The sequence below is a fragment of the Streptomyces sp. NPDC005374 genome (assembly GCF_042872225.1).
Taxonomy (GTDB): Bacteria; Actinomycetota; Actinomycetes; order Streptomycetales; family Streptomycetaceae; genus Streptomyces.
Genome location: NZ_JBIAKA010000010.1, coordinates 68832 through 82714, shown reverse-complemented (window position 1 = coordinate 82714; position 13883 = coordinate 68832). Strand labels below are relative to the sequence as shown.

General features: G+C 70.1%; 16 protein-coding genes. 8 read left to right on the top strand and 8 right to left on the bottom strand.

All coding sequences use genetic code 11. From position 1 onward, the window contains the following. The first annotated feature begins 39 nt into the window (after positions 1-39). The 6 genes from ACFYRX_RS25485 (at position 40) to lnt (ending at position 5652) form a co-directional block, all read left to right on the top strand. Positions 40-510, top strand: a complete 471-nt coding sequence (locus ACFYRX_RS25485) for a winged helix-turn-helix transcriptional regulator (protein WP_389103903.1) — start codon at positions 40-42, stop codon at positions 508-510. Positions 511-613: 103 nt separating this feature from the next. Further along, positions 614-1489, top strand: coding sequence for an undecaprenyl-diphosphate phosphatase (locus tag ACFYRX_RS25480; protein ID WP_389103900.1), 876 nt, complete (start codon positions 614-616; stop codon positions 1487-1489). A gap of 500 nt (positions 1490-1989) precedes the next feature. After that, on the top strand, positions 1990-2169 hold the full coding sequence (locus ACFYRX_RS25475) for a hypothetical protein (protein ID WP_389103897.1): 180 nt from the start codon (positions 1990-1992) through the stop codon (positions 2167-2169). Positions 2170-2283: 114 nt separating this feature from the next. After that, positions 2284-3456: an FAD-dependent monooxygenase gene (locus tag ACFYRX_RS25470; protein ID WP_389103894.1), complete on the top strand. Its 1173-nt coding sequence runs from the start codon at positions 2284-2286 to the stop codon at positions 3454-3456. Between the two features lie 83 nt (positions 3457-3539). After that, on the top strand, positions 3540-4022 hold the full coding sequence (locus tag ACFYRX_RS25465; RefSeq protein ID WP_389103891.1) for a nuclear transport factor 2 family protein: 483 nt from the start codon (positions 3540-3542) through the stop codon (positions 4020-4022). 64 nt (positions 4023-4086) lie between these two features. Further along, positions 4087-5652, top strand: coding sequence for an apolipoprotein N-acyltransferase (gene lnt, locus ACFYRX_RS25460; RefSeq protein WP_389103888.1), 1566 nt, complete (start codon positions 4087-4089; stop codon positions 5650-5652). Here lnt and ACFYRX_RS25455 read toward each other — a convergent pair. Next, complete coding sequence (locus ACFYRX_RS25455; RefSeq protein ID WP_389103885.1) at positions 5576-6481, bottom strand: Gfo/Idh/MocA family protein; 906 nt, start codon at positions 6479-6481, stop codon at positions 5576-5578. The genes lnt and ACFYRX_RS25455 overlap by 77 nt on opposite strands. A 119-nt stretch (positions 6482-6600) precedes the next feature. Here ACFYRX_RS25455 and ACFYRX_RS25450 point away from each other — a divergent pair, with 119 nt between their 5' ends. Next, the gene (locus ACFYRX_RS25450; protein ID WP_389103882.1) at positions 6601-7113 is read left to right on the top strand and encodes a DinB family protein; all 513 of its coding nucleotides are present in this window, start codon (positions 6601-6603) and stop codon (positions 7111-7113) included. Positions 7114-7225: 112 nt separating this feature from the next. Then, positions 7226-7765 (top strand): hypothetical protein, encoded by a 540-nt coding sequence (locus tag ACFYRX_RS25445; RefSeq protein ID WP_389103879.1) that lies wholly within the window; start codon positions 7226-7228, stop codon positions 7763-7765. Positions 7766-7777: 12 nt separating this feature from the next. Here ACFYRX_RS25445 and ACFYRX_RS25440 read toward each other — a convergent pair whose 3' ends face one another. The 7 genes from ACFYRX_RS25440 to ACFYRX_RS25410 form a co-directional block, all read right to left on the bottom strand. Further along, a complete protein-coding gene (locus ACFYRX_RS25440; RefSeq protein WP_389103877.1) occupies positions 7778-8296 on the bottom strand; it encodes a hypothetical protein in 519 nt (172 codons plus the stop codon). Between the two features lie 124 nt (positions 8297-8420). Then, positions 8421-9104 carry a uracil-DNA glycosylase gene (gene ung / locus ACFYRX_RS25435; RefSeq protein WP_389103874.1) on the bottom strand — a complete coding sequence of 228 codons (684 nt, stop codon included), beginning with the start codon at positions 9102-9104 and terminating at the stop codon, positions 8421-8423. Positions 9105-9194: 90 nt separating this feature from the next. After that, positions 9195-10775, bottom strand: coding sequence for an ABC transporter substrate-binding protein (locus ACFYRX_RS25430; RefSeq protein ID WP_389103871.1), 1581 nt, complete (start codon positions 10773-10775; stop codon positions 9195-9197). Positions 10776-10964: 189 nt separating this feature from the next. Continuing rightward, a complete protein-coding gene (locus tag ACFYRX_RS25425) occupies positions 10965-11729 on the bottom strand; it encodes an SDR family oxidoreductase (protein ID WP_389103868.1) in 765 nt (254 codons plus the stop codon). Between the two features lie 12 nt (positions 11730-11741). Beyond that, positions 11742-12503 (bottom strand): 3-oxoacyl-ACP reductase FabG, encoded by a 762-nt coding sequence (fabG, locus tag ACFYRX_RS25420; RefSeq protein WP_389103865.1) that lies wholly within the window; start codon positions 12501-12503, stop codon positions 11742-11744. 153 nt (positions 12504-12656) lie between these two features. Further along, positions 12657-13073: a DUF3037 domain-containing protein gene (locus ACFYRX_RS25415; RefSeq protein WP_389103862.1), complete on the bottom strand. Its 417-nt coding sequence runs from the start codon at positions 13071-13073 to the stop codon at positions 12657-12659. After that, positions 13070-13825 (bottom strand): HipA family kinase, encoded by a 756-nt coding sequence (locus ACFYRX_RS25410; protein ID WP_389103859.1) that lies wholly within the window; start codon positions 13823-13825, stop codon positions 13070-13072. Before ACFYRX_RS25410 ends, ACFYRX_RS25415 begins: the two co-directional genes overlap by 4 nt. Positions 13826-13883: the final 58 nt, after the last annotated feature.

The window sequence follows — 13883 nt, the reverse complement described above, 5'->3', positions numbered from 1 at the left end:
TGCGAGTAGGAAAAACAAACCCTCACCTACACTGGGCATATGGCCGCCACCAAGGACCCTCGCCCCTGCTCGATCGCCGACACTCTGGCCCTCGTCGGCGAGAAGTACTCCCTGCTCGTCCTGCGGGAGGTCTGCCTTGGCAACGGCCGCTTCGACCAGCTCGTACGCAACATCGGCGCCCCGCGCGACATCCTGGCCACCCGGCTGCGCCGCCTCGTCGACGCCGGGATCCTGACCAAGCGGGTCTACAGCGAGCGGCCGCAGCGCTTCGAGTACCGGCCCACCCAGGCGGGCCTCGAACTGGAACCGGTGCTGCTGACGCTCATGGCGTGGGGCGACCGGCACGTGCGCGAGGGTGTCGACCGGCCCATGATCCTGGAGCACAGCTGCGGTCATGAAATGGTGCCCGTCGTCGCCTGTTCCGCCTGCGGCGGCACGGTCCGCCACGAGGACATGACGTCCCATCCACAGACAGCCGGCTGGACGCTGACGGGCCCGACGGCGGCGTGACACCCCGGGAACGCTAGGCTGCCCTCGCACCCCGATCACCGCGCCCGGTGATGTGGCACGCCCGACGCCCCTCACACGACCAGCATTTGGACGCCGTAACTTCATGTCTTGGTTTGAATCACTCATCCTCGGACTCGTCCAGGGGCTGACCGAGTTCCTTCCCGTCTCCTCCAGCGCACACCTGCGCCTGACCGCGGCCTTCTCAGGCTGGAAGGACCCGGGGGCGGCCTTCACCGCCATCACCCAGATCGGCACCGAGGCCGCCGTACTGATCTACTTCCGCAAGGACATCGGGCGGATCATCTCGACGTGGAGCCGTTCCCTGGTCGACAAGGAACTGCGCCGTGACCACGACGCCCAGATGGGCTGGCTGGTGATCGTCGGCTCCATCCCGATCGGCGTACTGGGCCTGTTGTTCAAGGACCAGATCGAGGGGCCCTTCCGCGATCTGCGCATCACCGCCACCATGCTGATCGTCGTCGGCATCGTCATCGGCGTCGCCGACCGTCTGGCGGCACGCGACGAGACCGGCGGCAAACACCGCGCGCCCAAGCAGCGCAAGGAACTCGAGGACCTCGGCGTCAAGGACGGGCTGATCTACGGCCTCTGCCAGTCCATGGCCCTGATCCCCGGCGTCTCCCGCTCCGGCGCGACGATCAGCGGCGGTCTCTTCATGGGCTACCGGCGTGAGTCCGCGGCCCGTTACTCCTTCCTCCTCGCCATCCCGGCCGTACTCGCGTCCGGGCTCTTCGAGTTGAAGGACGCGATGGAGAGCGACCACGTCTCCTGGGGCCCCACCATCTTCGCCACGGTGATCGCCTTCGTGACCGGATACGCCGTGATCGCATGGTTCATGAAGTACATCTCGACCAAGAGCTTCATGCCCTTCGTCTGGTACCGCATCGCCCTCGGCATCGTCATCATCGCCCTGGTCGGCATGGGCGTACTGAGCCCCCACGCGGCGGAGTCCGCGGGCTGACGCGCGCGTGGCCCTCACCCGGCAACTCGCGCGGGTCGACCCGGAACACCTGGTCCGCTGCCGCGCCTCCGCCCTGCGCTCGCCGGACGCGTCCCCGAACTGGGACCCACCGGCCGGGAACTGTCTGGACACGGGCCGGGTGATATGGGGGGCTCCTCCGTCACTGCCGCGGGTCGGGAGCCGACCCGCGGCAGTGACCCTGCTCGACCGCGCCACCTCCGGGGACCCGGGCGGCGACGTCGGGTTCCTCGACCACGACGAGGTGTACGACGGTCTCGCGGATTCGACGGCGACGTACGCGCTCACCTGGTGCAACACTTCGACGCGCTGCGGGAGTTCTATCGCGGGGCCGCACGCCGAGGGCAGTGCGTCGTCGTATGGATCGACTGATCGCCGCACACCATCACAGGGCGTCCACCCCGAAACCCGTGACCAATCACATACGTTGTGCGTAGCCGTCCGGTAGCGGACCGTCAGTTCTTGGGCCTACGCTTGTGCGCATGTCCCCCGATACCGTGACCTCTGGTTCCGTGCGGTCTGCTGCCGAGGTGAACGAGCAGATCCGGGCGCTCTGGATGCGCGCCGGCGGCACACTCTCGTCCCAGGAGCGCGCGGAGTACGAGCTGTTGGTCGTCGAGTGGGCGGCCGCGATCCGCGGTGCCGTCGTCGAGGCCGCCTGAGACGGACCGGCGTCGCCGCGTCACGTAGGCCGAAACTCCTTGTACGGCAGCGCAGTTCTCTCCGATAGCCTGCCCGGGCCCACCGTCGAGTCTCCCTCGAAGTGAGGTCATGCCATGAGAGCGATCGTCGTGGGCGCGGGCATCGGAGGACTCGCCGCGACGCTGAGTCTGCGCCGGGCCGGCCACGAGGTGACGCTCCTGGAGCAGTCACGACGGCTCACCGAGATCGGCGCCGGGATCCAGCTCGCCCCCAACGCGACCCGCGTCCTGCGCCGGCTGGACCTCCTCGACACCGTCGCGGAACAGTCCACCCGCCCGGCCCACGTGAGCTTCCGCACCTGGTCCGACGGCTCCGAGATCTGCCGTTACGTGATCGGCCGCGAGGCCGAGGAGGAGTTCGGGGCACCGTACCTCCAGGTCCACCGTGCCGATCTCCAGCAGGCCCTGGCCGCCGCGGTGCCGTCCGAGTCGCTGCGGCTGGACACCACCGTGGTGGGGATCGACCAGGACGACAAGTCGGCACACGTGACCACGGCGAGCGGTGACCACCTCGACGCCGACCTGGTCGTGGCCGCCGACGGGATACGGTCCGCCACCCGGCAGTGGCTCTTCGGCGCGGACGAGGCGGTGTTCTCGCACACCGCCGCCTACCGGGCCCTGCTCCCCGCCGCCGAGGTGGCCGACCTCGACCTTCCGGAATACGCCGGCTGGCTCGGGCCGGGTCGCCACATCGTCCACTACTGGTTGCGCCGTGGTGAACTCCTCAACTTCGTCGCCGTGTTCGTGACGGACCGGACCGCGCAGGAGTCATGGACCGCGCGGGCGGAGCCGGGTGAGCAACTGCGCGTGTTCGCCGGCTGGGACGCCCGGCTGCTGACGGTTCTCGAACGCGCGGGCCAGGTGTTCCGCTACGGCATCCACACCCGCGCCCCGCTCACCCGCTGGAACGTCGGCCGGATCACCCTGCTCGGCGACAGCGCCCACGCGATGGTGCCGTTCCAGGCCCAGGGCGCGGCCCAGGCCATCATGGACGCGGCCGTGCTCGGCGACTGCCTGACCGACACGGCACCGGCCGAGGTACCCGAAGCGCTCGACCGGTACGTCCGCCGGCGCGTCCCGGCCGCCACGACCGTCCAGGCCAGTTCCGCGCGCGCGGGCCAGGACTACCACCTGCCGGACGGTCCCGAGGCGGAGGCGCGCAACGCCCGCCTGGTCGCCCTCGCCTCCGAGAACAGGTTCGGCCCCCACTCGGCCGCCTGGCCGGTGGACGTCCTGACGGACCGATGACCTGCCGCCCGCTGCCCACCCCGCCCGCCGAATGTCATCGCACGCCCCTTGGCGCGGCTCGCCCCATGCCCAACACTGAGCCGATGACGCAGCGTGTGGAGCTCGCGACCGTGATGGACCGGCTGGCCGTCGACGCACTCGTCACCGACTACGCCGTCGCCGTGGACGACGGCGACTGGGAGGCGTACCGGAACCTGTTCACCTCCGACGGGCGGGCCGACTACCGCTCGGCGGGCGGCGTCGAGGGCGACGCGCACAGGGTCGCGGCGTGGCTCGCGGAGAGCCTGCGGCTGTTCTCGATGCGGCAGCACCTGATCGTCAACCGCCGCGTCCGGTTCGGGACCCTGGACCGGGACACCGGCGACACGGCCCGCGTCCAGGCCGACTACATCAACCCGATGCGCCTCGCCGACGGCAGCGCCTCCACCGCCCCCGACTTCGTCTGCGGCGGCCGTTACGCCTTCGCGGCGCTGCGCACGGACGCCGGCTGGAGGCTGCGCGAGGTCGTCGTACAGGAGAAGTGGCGGCGTCTGCCCGACCCGGCGCCGGCACCTGTGATCAACTGAGCCGACACCCTCGGGCGGTCGAACACACGCGCACTGGAGACACTCACGGGGTAGGAGGCGTCGTATGAAGACGTTCGGCCACTGGCTCGCCTCCCCCTGGCGGCGCTCAACCGTCGCGGCACTGGCAGGCGCACTCCCCGTACTCGCGTTCCCGGCCCCCTCTCTGTGGTGGTTCGCCTACGTCGCCCTCATCCCGTGGATCGCGCTGATCCGCTCGGCTCCCACGGCGAAACGGGCGGCCTACGACGGCTGGGCGGGCGGCTTCGGGTTCATGGTCGGGATGCACCACTGGCTGCTGCCCAGCCTGAGCGTGTTCATCTTCGTCATCGGCGCCCTGCTCGGCGCGCTGTGGGCGCCGTGGGGCGCGCTGGTACGGCACTTCCTGGCCGGTGCGCCCTCACGCGGCCGGATCGCGGCGGCGCTGGCCGTGCTGCCGTCGGGGTGGCTAGGCATCGAACTCGTCCGTTCCTGGCAGGGGCTCGGCGGTCCCTGGGGCGTGCTCGGATCCAGCCAGTGGGAGGTCGGGCCGGCACTGCGGCTGGCCTCGGTCGGCGGGGTCTGGCTGATCAGCTTCCTTCTGGTGGCCGTCAATGTCGCGCTCGCCGTGCTGGTGACGGTCCGCGAGTCCCGGGTCCCCGCCCTGGCGGGCCTGGTCGCCACCGCCGCCGTGACCTCGGCGGCCTGGATGTGGTCACCGCGCCCCGACACCGGAGGGAGGACCCGGATCGCGGTCGTCCAGCCCGGCGTCATCGACGGCCCCGACAAACGCTTCTCGCGCGAGGAACAGCTGACCCGCGACCTCGCCGGGCAGGACGTCGACCTGATCGTCTGGGGCGAGAGCAGTGTCGGCTTCGACCTCGAGGACCGGCCCGACCTGGCGAAGCGGATCGCGGCGCTCTCCGAGGAGACCGGCGCCGACATCCTCGTCAACGTGGACGCCCGCCGCTCCGACAAGCCCGGCATCTACAAGAGTTCGGTACTGGTCGGCCCCGAAGGCCTCACCGGCGACCGCTACGACAAGATGCGGCTGGTCCCCTTCGGCGAGTACATCCCGGCCCGCTCACTGCTCGGCTGGGCCACCTCGGTCGGCAAGGCGGCGGGTGAGAACCGCCGGCACGGTTCCGAGCAGGTCGTGATGGACGTCGGTCACGGGCTGAAGGTCGGCCCGATGGTGTGCTTCGAGTCGGCGTTCCCCGACATGAGCCGCCATCTCACCGAGGACGGCGCCCAGTTGCTGATCGCCCAGTCGTCGACCTCGTCGTTCCAGCAGAGCTGGGCTCCCGAGCAGCACGCCTCGCTCGCCGCACTGCGCGCCGCCGAGACGGGCCGCCCGATGGTGCACGCGACCCTGACCGGCGTCTCGGCCGTCTACGACGCGCGCGGACAGCGCGTCGGACAGTGGGTCGGCACCGACTCCAGCACCGCGCGCGTGTACGACGTACCGCTGGCGACCGGGACGACCCTGTACGTCCGCTTCGGTGACTGGCCGCTGCATGCGGCGCTGCTCATCCTCATGACGTGGTGTGCCGTGGACGGCCTGCGCGTGCTCCGGCTCAGGCGGACCGCTCCTGAACCGCTCGCACCACCCGTTCGCACAGCTCATGGGTCGCCAGCGCGTCCCGGGCGCTGAGCACCTTTCCCGCGCGCACGGCGTCGAGGAAGGCGAGCACGGCCTGCTCGATGCCGCGCTGCCGGGCCACCGGCACCCAGTCGCCGCGCCGCCGCACGGTCGGCTGGCCCTTGTGGTCGATGACCTCGGCGAGGTTGACCACCTGCCGCTTGGTGTCCTGCCCTGACACCTCCAGGATCTCCTCGGCCGAGCCGCTGAGCCGGTTCATCACGCCGAGCGCGGTGAAGCCGTCCCCGGCGAGCTGGAGCACGACATGGTGCAGCAGCCCCTCCTCGACGCGGGCCCGCACGGTCACGTCGTCGACCGGACCGGGCACCAGGAACCGCAGGGTGTCGACGACGTGGATGAAGTCGTCGAGGATCATCGCGCGCGGCTCCTCGGGGAGCCCGATCCGGTTCTTCTGCATGAGAATCAGCTCGCGCGGATGCTCGGCGCACTGCGCGTACCCGGGCGCGAAACGGCGGTTGAAGCCGACGGCGAGGCTCACGTTCCGCTCTTCGGCCAACGCCACCAGCCGTGCGGAGTCGGCGAGTTCGTAGGCAAGCGGCTTGTCGACGTAGGTCGGCACGCCCGCGTCCAGCAGCCGCTCGACGATGTCGGGGTGCACGTCGGTCGGCGCGTGCACGAAGGCGGCGTCGAGGTCCTGGGCGAGCAGCGAGTCGAGATCCCGGTGCCGTTGCCCTCCGGGAAGATGGAGACCGTCGGCGACCCGGGTCAGCGTCGCCGGTGTCCGCGTCTGCACGTGCAGTTCGACCCCTGGCCGACCACCGAGCACCGGCAGGTACGCCTTCTGAGCGATGTCACCGAGTCCGATGCAACCGACCTTCACGTGGACTCCTCCAACGGTTGTCTGCCGGGCCTTGCCGGAAGCATACGGCGGCTGCCGGGGACGCTGAGAGCGCCCGGAAATCGATGGTGGTCACGGACGAACCGGGAAAGGATGCGGACATGACGATCAAGCGCACCGAACCCCCGACCACCGCCGACGAACGCACCATGCTGGACGGCTGGCTTGACTACCACCGCCAGACCCTCGCCTGGAAATGCGAAGGTCTGACCGACGCCCAGCTCAGGCGGGCCGCCGTGGAGCCGTCCACACTGTCCCTGATGGGCTTGGTGCGGCACATGGCCGAGGTGGAGCGGAGCTGGTACCGCAGGGTCATGGCCGACGAGGACGCGGGGCCGATCTACTACAGCGAGGCCGACCCGGACGGCGACTTCCACATCGCCGAGGCCGACACCTGGGAGGAGGCCTACGCCACCTGGCAGGCCGAGATCGAGACGGCCCGGAGCATCGCGGCCCGCTTCGGCCTGGACGACATCAGCGTGGGCAAGCACCGCAGGACCGGCGAGCGGTTCAACCTCCGCTGGATCCACACCCACATGATCGAGGAGTACGCCCGCCACAACGGCCACGCCGACCTGATCCGCGAGCGCGTCGACGGCGCGACGGGCGACTGACGTCAGCACCGGGTGGCAGGAGCACGCCGTACGGGGACGGAGATCACCGGTGCGGGGCAACCTCCGCTCGTCCGCTGTCGCCGAGGGCGCCCGAACCAGCAGAGTGGCGCGGGTGCATCGAACCACGACTACCGCAACGCTCCTGGTCACCGTGGCTGTCTCGGCCCTCACCGGCTGTGTGACGATCCAGCGGCCACCGGTGTCCGGACCACCGCCGACGACCGTGTCCTCCCAGCCGCCCGGAACCGGGGAGACCCGTCCGGACGGTCAGGCCGAACCGCAGATCGTGCAGGCCCCGGCTCAGGAGGCGCTGTCCATGATCGACCCGTCCCGGTCCGCGAAGCCGGGCGGTACCGCGCCGCGCGGTTCGGCCCCGGGGGCCGCGGCCCCCGCGCAGCCGCGGAACGGGCAACCGGCGCACGCGCGTCCCGAGCACCGGGGTCACCCCGCGCACCCGGCCCGTCCCGAACCGCGGCACCCGGAGGTGCGGCACCCGAGGCAACCGCGTGTCGAGATCCCGGACGTGGCCGCATCGGTTCCCAAGTCGGTTCCCAGGAATGCGCAGGATGTGTGCGCGCTGGGCAAGAAGTACGGCCGGTGGCGGGCGGGCAGCCCGGAGGCGGCCATCTGCGACCAGACGTACGGCCGTTGAGCCACCGGTGGGTCAGGGCCGCTGCCGCGGCGGCCCCCACCCCTCGTCCCCGGATCCCCGTTCGCCGAGCCGCAGTTCCAGTCTGCTGATCGCGGCCCGTACGCCGTCGCTGTAGCTGTCCTCCCCGAGGACGTGCGCCGCTCTGCGGGCCCGGCGCACATGGGCGCGGGCGGCGTCCGTACGGCCGAGCCGCACATAGTCGGCGGCCAGATTCAGATGCAGCGAGGGGTACAGGGCGCGCACGGCGAGCGCGCCCTCGTGCCGGGTGAGGCGGTCGTCGGAGAGTTCCTCGGCGGCCGTCAACGCCCTCAGGTCCCAGGCGAGTTCGTCGCAGGGGTCGTCCTGGGCGTCGGCCATGTAGTGCGCCAGGGTGCAGCGGTGCAGCGGGTCGCCGTCCGCGCCGATCTCGGCCCACAGGCCGAGGTAGCGGTGCCGGGCCTCCTCGCGGTCCCCCGCGTGACACAGCATGACGACCTGCCCGATCCGCGTCATCACGGCATCGGGCGCCGCCTGCTCCTGTCGCTCCGTCACCGCTTCCTCCAGGCCCTGCGTCGGCTGTCGTCGCTTGTCCCTCCCGACGCTAGCCGCCGCCACCGACAAACCCGGTCAGGCGGGACCGGGCCGGGTGCGTGACGGCACCGGCCCGGTGGAAGGGTCAGCCGAGGTTCGGGATCGTCCAGTCGATCGCCTCGTGGCCCTGCCGGGCGACCGCCTCGTCGATCTGCGTGAACGGGCGGGAGCCGAAGAACTTCTTCGCAGACAGCGGGGAGGGGTGAGCGCCCTTGACCACGACGTGCCGGGACTCGTCGATCAGGGGGAGCTTCTTCTGCGCGTAGTTGCCCCACAGCACGAAGACCGCGGGGTCGGGGCGCTCGGCTACCGCGCGGATCACCGCGTCGGTGAACTTCTCCCAGCCCTTGCCCTTGTGCGAGTTGGCCTCGCCGGACCGGACCGTGAGCACCGCGTTGAGCAGCAGGACGCCCTGCTGGGCCCATGGCATGAGGTAGCCGTTGTCCGGGATCTCCAGGCCCAGCTCCTCCTTCATCTCCTTGTAGATGTTCCGGAGGGAGGGCGGGGTCCGGACGCCCGGGCGGACCGAGAAGCACAGGCCGTGGCCCTGGCCCTCGCCGTGGTAAGGGTCCTGACCGAGGATCAGGACCTTCACCTGGTCGTACGGTGTCGCGTCGAGGGCGGCGAAGACCTCCTCGCGCGGCGGGTAGACGGGGCCCTTCGCCCGCTCGTCCTCGACGAACTCCGTCAGCTCCTTGAAGTACGGCTGCTGGAGCTCGTCACCCAGAACCCCGCGCCAGGACTCGGGCAGCATGGCGATGTCGGTCACGTCAACGTCCTCACGATGTGCGGTCACTTCAGGCTTCAGAACCTACAGGCGACCACTGACAGTCCGTGCCGTGAGGGCCGGGCCGGGGGCCTACCAGCTCGTCTTCCAGTACAGCTCCCACATCGTCATCATGGTCGCCGGGTCGATGACCTTCTCTAGACCGGCGATCTCCTCGTTCGCGGCCACGTACTGCTTGCCCTGCCACAGCGGCACCAGCCGCGCGTCGTCCACGAAGATCTGCTGAGCGTCCTCGATCTCCGGGCCCACGGCCCCGCGGTCGCTCTCCGCGCGCGACTCCGGCAGCAGCCGGCCGGTGATCTCGGGGGCCGCGTACGGGGTGCCGAGCGCGTTCTGCTGGCCCACGAAGGGCGCGATGAAGTTGTCGGCGTCGTGGAAGTCGGGGAACCAGCCACGCCCGAACACGGGGTACTCGCCCTTCTGGTAGCCCTCGACGTAGGTCTTCCACGGGCGGCTCTTGAGGGTGATCGTGAAGAGGCCGGAGGCCTCCAGCTGCCGCTTCAGCTCCTGGAAGGCCGGCTTGGTCGTCGAGCCGTAGCGGTCGCTGGTGTACCACAGGGTCAGCGGGACGCGCTCGGTGATCCCCGCCTCCCTGAGGAACTGTTTGGCCTTGGACACGCTGGGGTCTCCGAAGTCGTCGAAGAAGCCGGTGGTGTGGCCGGTGAGTCCGGCCGGGACCATCGAGTACAGGGGCTCGACGGTGTCCTTGTAGACGTAGTGCACGAGCGCCGGGCGGTCGACGATCTGGGCGACGGCCTTGCGGACCGCGGGCTTCGCGGACCACGGGTCGCTCGGGTTGAACACCAGGTAACTGATCTCGGTGGTGGGGTTCTCCACCAGCTGGAGCCCCTCCTTCTGCTGGTTGACCTCGATGTCCACGGTGTCGGAGGCGCCGAGACCGCGGTACACCACCGAGATCTCCTTGTTCTTGAGGGCCTTGACCATCTCGTCCGACTGCTGGAAGTAGCGGATGGTGACGGCCTTGTTCTTGAGGTCCGCTATGCCCTTGTAGTTGTCGTTGCGGACGAGCTCGGCCTTCTGGCCCTCTTCGTAGGAGTCGAGGCTGTAGGGCCCCGAGCCGGTGATCTTCCCGTCCTTGCGGAGCGCGTTCGCGGGGTACTCGTCAGGGTCCACGATCGACATGGCGGGCGTGGTGAGCACCAGGGGGAAGGTGGCGTCGGGCTGGGTGAGATGGAAGACGACGTCGCGGTCGCCCTTCGTCTCTACCCGGGAGAGGGTCCCCAGCAGGCCCGCGGGGCCGCCGTTGACGTTGATCTTCTTGATCCGGTCGAACGAGTACTTGACGGCCTTGGCGTCCAGCGTGTCCCCGTCGGAGAACTTCAGGCCCTCGCGCAGCGTGCAGCTGTACACGGTGCTCGACGCGTCCGTGAACTCGCAGCTCTCGGCGGCGTCGGGTTCGGGGTCGGAGCCACCGGGGCTGTAGTTCAGGAGTGTCTGGTAGACGTTGCGGAACAGCTCCCAGGAGTTGTCCCAGGAGGCCGCGGGGTCCAGCGTGGCCGGGGCACTGGTGGTTCCCACGACGATCGCCTTGCCGTCGTCGGAGGAGCCCGAGGAGAACACACCGCATCCGGCCACCGTGGATATGGACACGAGTGCCGCGAGCGGCGGCAGGTATCGGTTACGCATGTACACGCGCTGCTCCTCGAATGCCGTGCCTAAATTCGGCAAAACATACCGCAGCGCCGGGCCCGCTCAACCTTTCTGTCACGGGCGCCTTGATCGTCACGCCTGTGATGCAGCTGTCTATCGCCTATGAGGCGTTTTGTACGTCGACACGGGCGCCGTCACTGTCAACGGACGCCCGTGCCGAGGCGTGGCAGGTCAGCCCACGCCGGCGTTGAGGAAGATCCCGCCGTCGACGACGAGCGTCTGGCCGGTGACCCAGTCGGACTGCGCCGAGGTGAGGAAGGCCGCGGCGCCGCCGATGTCGGAGGGCACGCCGAGGCGGGCCAGCGGGTAGGACGCGGCGGCCTCGGCCTCGCGCCCCTCGTACAGGGCGGAGGCGAACTTGGTCTTCACCACGGCCGGGGCGATCGCGTTGACCCGCACCCCAGGCGCGAACTCGTGCGCGAGCTGCTGGGTGAGGTTGATCATCGCCGCCTTGCTGACGCCGTACGCGGCGATGAAGGGCGAGGGCGCGATGCCCGCGACGGAGGCGATGTTGACGATCGCGCCGCCGTTGTCCTTCTGCCAGGCGTGCCAGGTCTTCTGGGCGAAGCCGAGCGCGGAGATCACATTGGTCTCGAAGACCTTGCGCGCCACGTTGAGGTCGAGGTCGGCGATCGGCCCGAACACCGGGTTGGTACCGGCGTTGTTGACCAGGTAGTCGACGCGGCCGAAGGCTTCCATGGCGCGCTCGACGGCGCCGGCCTGGTGGGCCTCGTCGTGCGCCTTGCCGGCGACGTACACGGCACGCTCGGCGCCGAGCTGCTCGACGGCCTCCTTGAGGGTGTCCTCGGTACGGCCGGTGATGACCACCCGGTCACCGCGCGCGACGAACGCCTCGGCGACGCCGTAACCGATACCGCGGCTGGCGCCCGTGATGAGCGCGACCTTGCCGGAAAGCTCGGGGAGTTGCGAAGTCATGGTCCTGTTTCCCTAGTCGAGCGGTCCGCCGGCGACGTACAGCACCTGGCCCGAGACGAATCCGGCGGCCTCACCCGTGAAGAAGGCGATGGCGTTGGCGATGTCGTCGGGCTCACCCACGCGCGCGACCGGGATCTGGGTGGCGGCCGCGGCCTTGAACTCCTCGAAGCCCATGCCGACGCGCTCGGCGGTGGCCGCGGTCATGTCCGTGGCGATGAAGCCGGGGGCGACGGCGTTGGCGGTGATGCCGAACTTGCCGAGTTCGATGGCGAGGGTCTTGGTGAAGCCCTGCAGTCCGGCCTTGGCGGCGGAGTAGTTGGCCTGGCCGCGGTTGCCGAGCGCGGAGGACGAGGACAGGTTGACCACGCGGCCGAAGCCCGCGTCCACCATGTGCTTCTGGACGGCCTTGGTCACCAGGAACGAGCCGCGCAGGTGCACGTTCAGGACGGTGTCCCAGTCGGAGACGCTCATCTTGAACAGCAGGTTGTCGCGGAGCACGCCCGCGTTGTTGACGAGGATGGTCGGCGCGCCGAGTTCGTCGGCCACGCGCGCGATGGCGGCCTGTACCTGGGTCTCGTCCGAGACGTCCGCCCCGACCGCGATCGCCCGGCCGCCGGCCGCGGTGATCTTCTCCACGGTGTCCTTGCAGGCGGCCTCGTCGAGGTCGATCACGGCCACCGCGCGGCCCTCGGCCGCCAGTCGTACGGCGGTGGCGGCGCCGATGCCGCGCGCGGCACCGGTGACCACCGCTACCCGCTGCTCTGTGCTGGACATTCTTCTTCTCCTCGCCCTTGAGAAATCGCCCTCGGAAAATCGCCCTGAGAAGGTACGGCCCGGTTGGTGAGCGACCGCTTAGTACCTTCGACAGACGTGACGCTAGAAGCCATGGCACGCGGTGTCAACGTCACACGGGCCGGGTGTGAGGCATTACCTCACCAGCAGGTCCAGCAGGCGCTCCGGTTCGTCGGCCGGATCAAGGGTGAGCCCGGTGTGCACGGGGCCCGGCTGGACGACGGTGGAGCGGGGCGCGATCAGCCAGCGGAAGCGCCGCCCGGCATCGTCGCGGTCGCCCTGCCCGGCCGCGTCACCACCGGCGCACATCCCTTCGACGGCCCGGAGCGCGGCCCGGACACCGGCCACGTCGGCGTCCGGGTCGAGCGCCCGCAGCCGGGCCTCGTCGAGATGGGTGCGGATCCCGACGTAGGCCTTGGCGCGGCAGTAGACGAGCACCCCGGCGTTGATGCACTCGCCGCGCTCGACGCGGGGCACGACCCGCAGCAGGGCGTACTCGAAGACCTCGCGGCCGTCGGTGCGGCCGCCCCTGATGATGTGGCGCTCGGTCACTGGATCCCCTCGATCCGCTCGTGGACGACGCTCGCGCGGGCGAGCAGGGGCCGCGCGTAGGTCCGCCGGAGTTCGTCCGGCGAACCGAAGCCGGGTTCGCCGGCCAGCCAGACGTCCGGGATCTCCGCGGTGACCTCGGCGAGCAGGTCCTCGGTGACCTGCGGGGCCAGCTCGGCGGCGGCCGCGGCCACATCCGGCGCGAACGGCCTCAGGACGTGGTCCGAGGCGTCGTAGGGGCGGGCGGCGGACTTCTCCGCGCCGGGCCAGTTGTGCTGCCAGATCATGGTCGCGCCGTGGTCGATGAGCCACACCTCGCCCTGCCATCTCAGCAGGTTGGGGTTGCGCCAGGAGCGGTCGACGTTGTTGACCAGCGCGTCGAACCAGACGATCCGCCCGGCCTCCTGAGGGCCGACCGAGAACGCGAGCGGGTCGAAGCCGAGGGCCCCGGAGAGGAAGTCCATGCCGAGGTTGGTGCCGCCGCTGGACTTGAGCAGTTCCTGCACCCGCTCGTCGGGTTCGCCGAGCCCCAGGTCCGGATCGAGGTCGAGCGTCACGAGCCGCGGCACCCGCAGACCGAGCCTGCGCGCGAGTTCTCCGGCCACCACTTCGGCGACCAGCGTCTTACGGCCCTGTCCCGCGCCGGTGAACTTGAGGACGTACGTCCCGCGGTCGTCGGCCTCGACGAGCCCCGGCAGTGAACCGCCCTCACGCAGGGGCGTGATGTAGCGGGTCGCGATGGCTTCCTTGAGCATCGCCCCAGGTTACTGGCCGACTTGCGGGCCGACAGCGAAGCGACAGCTCTGGCTTACA

What these genes read in the sequence shown, in the direction of transcription:
- ACFYRX_RS25485 (WP_389103903.1), top strand. Translation starts at nt 40, where the DNA reads ATGGCCGCCACCAAGGACCCTCGCCCCTGCTCGATCGCCGACACTCTG.
- ACFYRX_RS25450 (WP_389103882.1), top strand. Translation starts at nt 6,601, where the DNA reads ATGACGATCAAGCGCACCGAACCCCCGACCACCGCCGACGAACGCACC.
- fabG (WP_389103865.1), bottom strand. Translation starts at nt 12,503, where the DNA reads ATGTCCAGCACAGAGCAGCGGGTAGCGGTGGTCACCGGTGCCGCGCGC.
- ACFYRX_RS25410 (WP_389103859.1), bottom strand. Translation starts at nt 13,825, where the DNA reads ATGCTCAAGGAAGCCATCGCGACCCGCTACATCACGCCCCTGCGTGAG.
- ACFYRX_RS25465 (WP_389103891.1), top strand. Translation starts at nt 3,540, where the DNA reads ATGACGCAGCGTGTGGAGCTCGCGACCGTGATGGACCGGCTGGCCGTC.
- lnt (WP_389103888.1), top strand. Translation starts at nt 4,087, where the DNA reads ATGAAGACGTTCGGCCACTGGCTCGCCTCCCCCTGGCGGCGCTCAACC.
- ACFYRX_RS25480 (WP_389103900.1), top strand. Translation starts at nt 614, where the DNA reads ATGTCTTGGTTTGAATCACTCATCCTCGGACTCGTCCAGGGGCTGACC.
- ACFYRX_RS25425 (WP_389103868.1), bottom strand. Translation starts at nt 11,729, where the DNA reads ATGACTTCGCAACTCCCCGAGCTTTCCGGCAAGGTCGCGCTCATCACG.
- ACFYRX_RS25475 (WP_389103897.1), top strand. Translation starts at nt 1,990, where the DNA reads ATGTCCCCCGATACCGTGACCTCTGGTTCCGTGCGGTCTGCTGCCGAG.
- ACFYRX_RS25470 (WP_389103894.1), top strand. Translation starts at nt 2,284, where the DNA reads ATGAGAGCGATCGTCGTGGGCGCGGGCATCGGAGGACTCGCCGCGACG.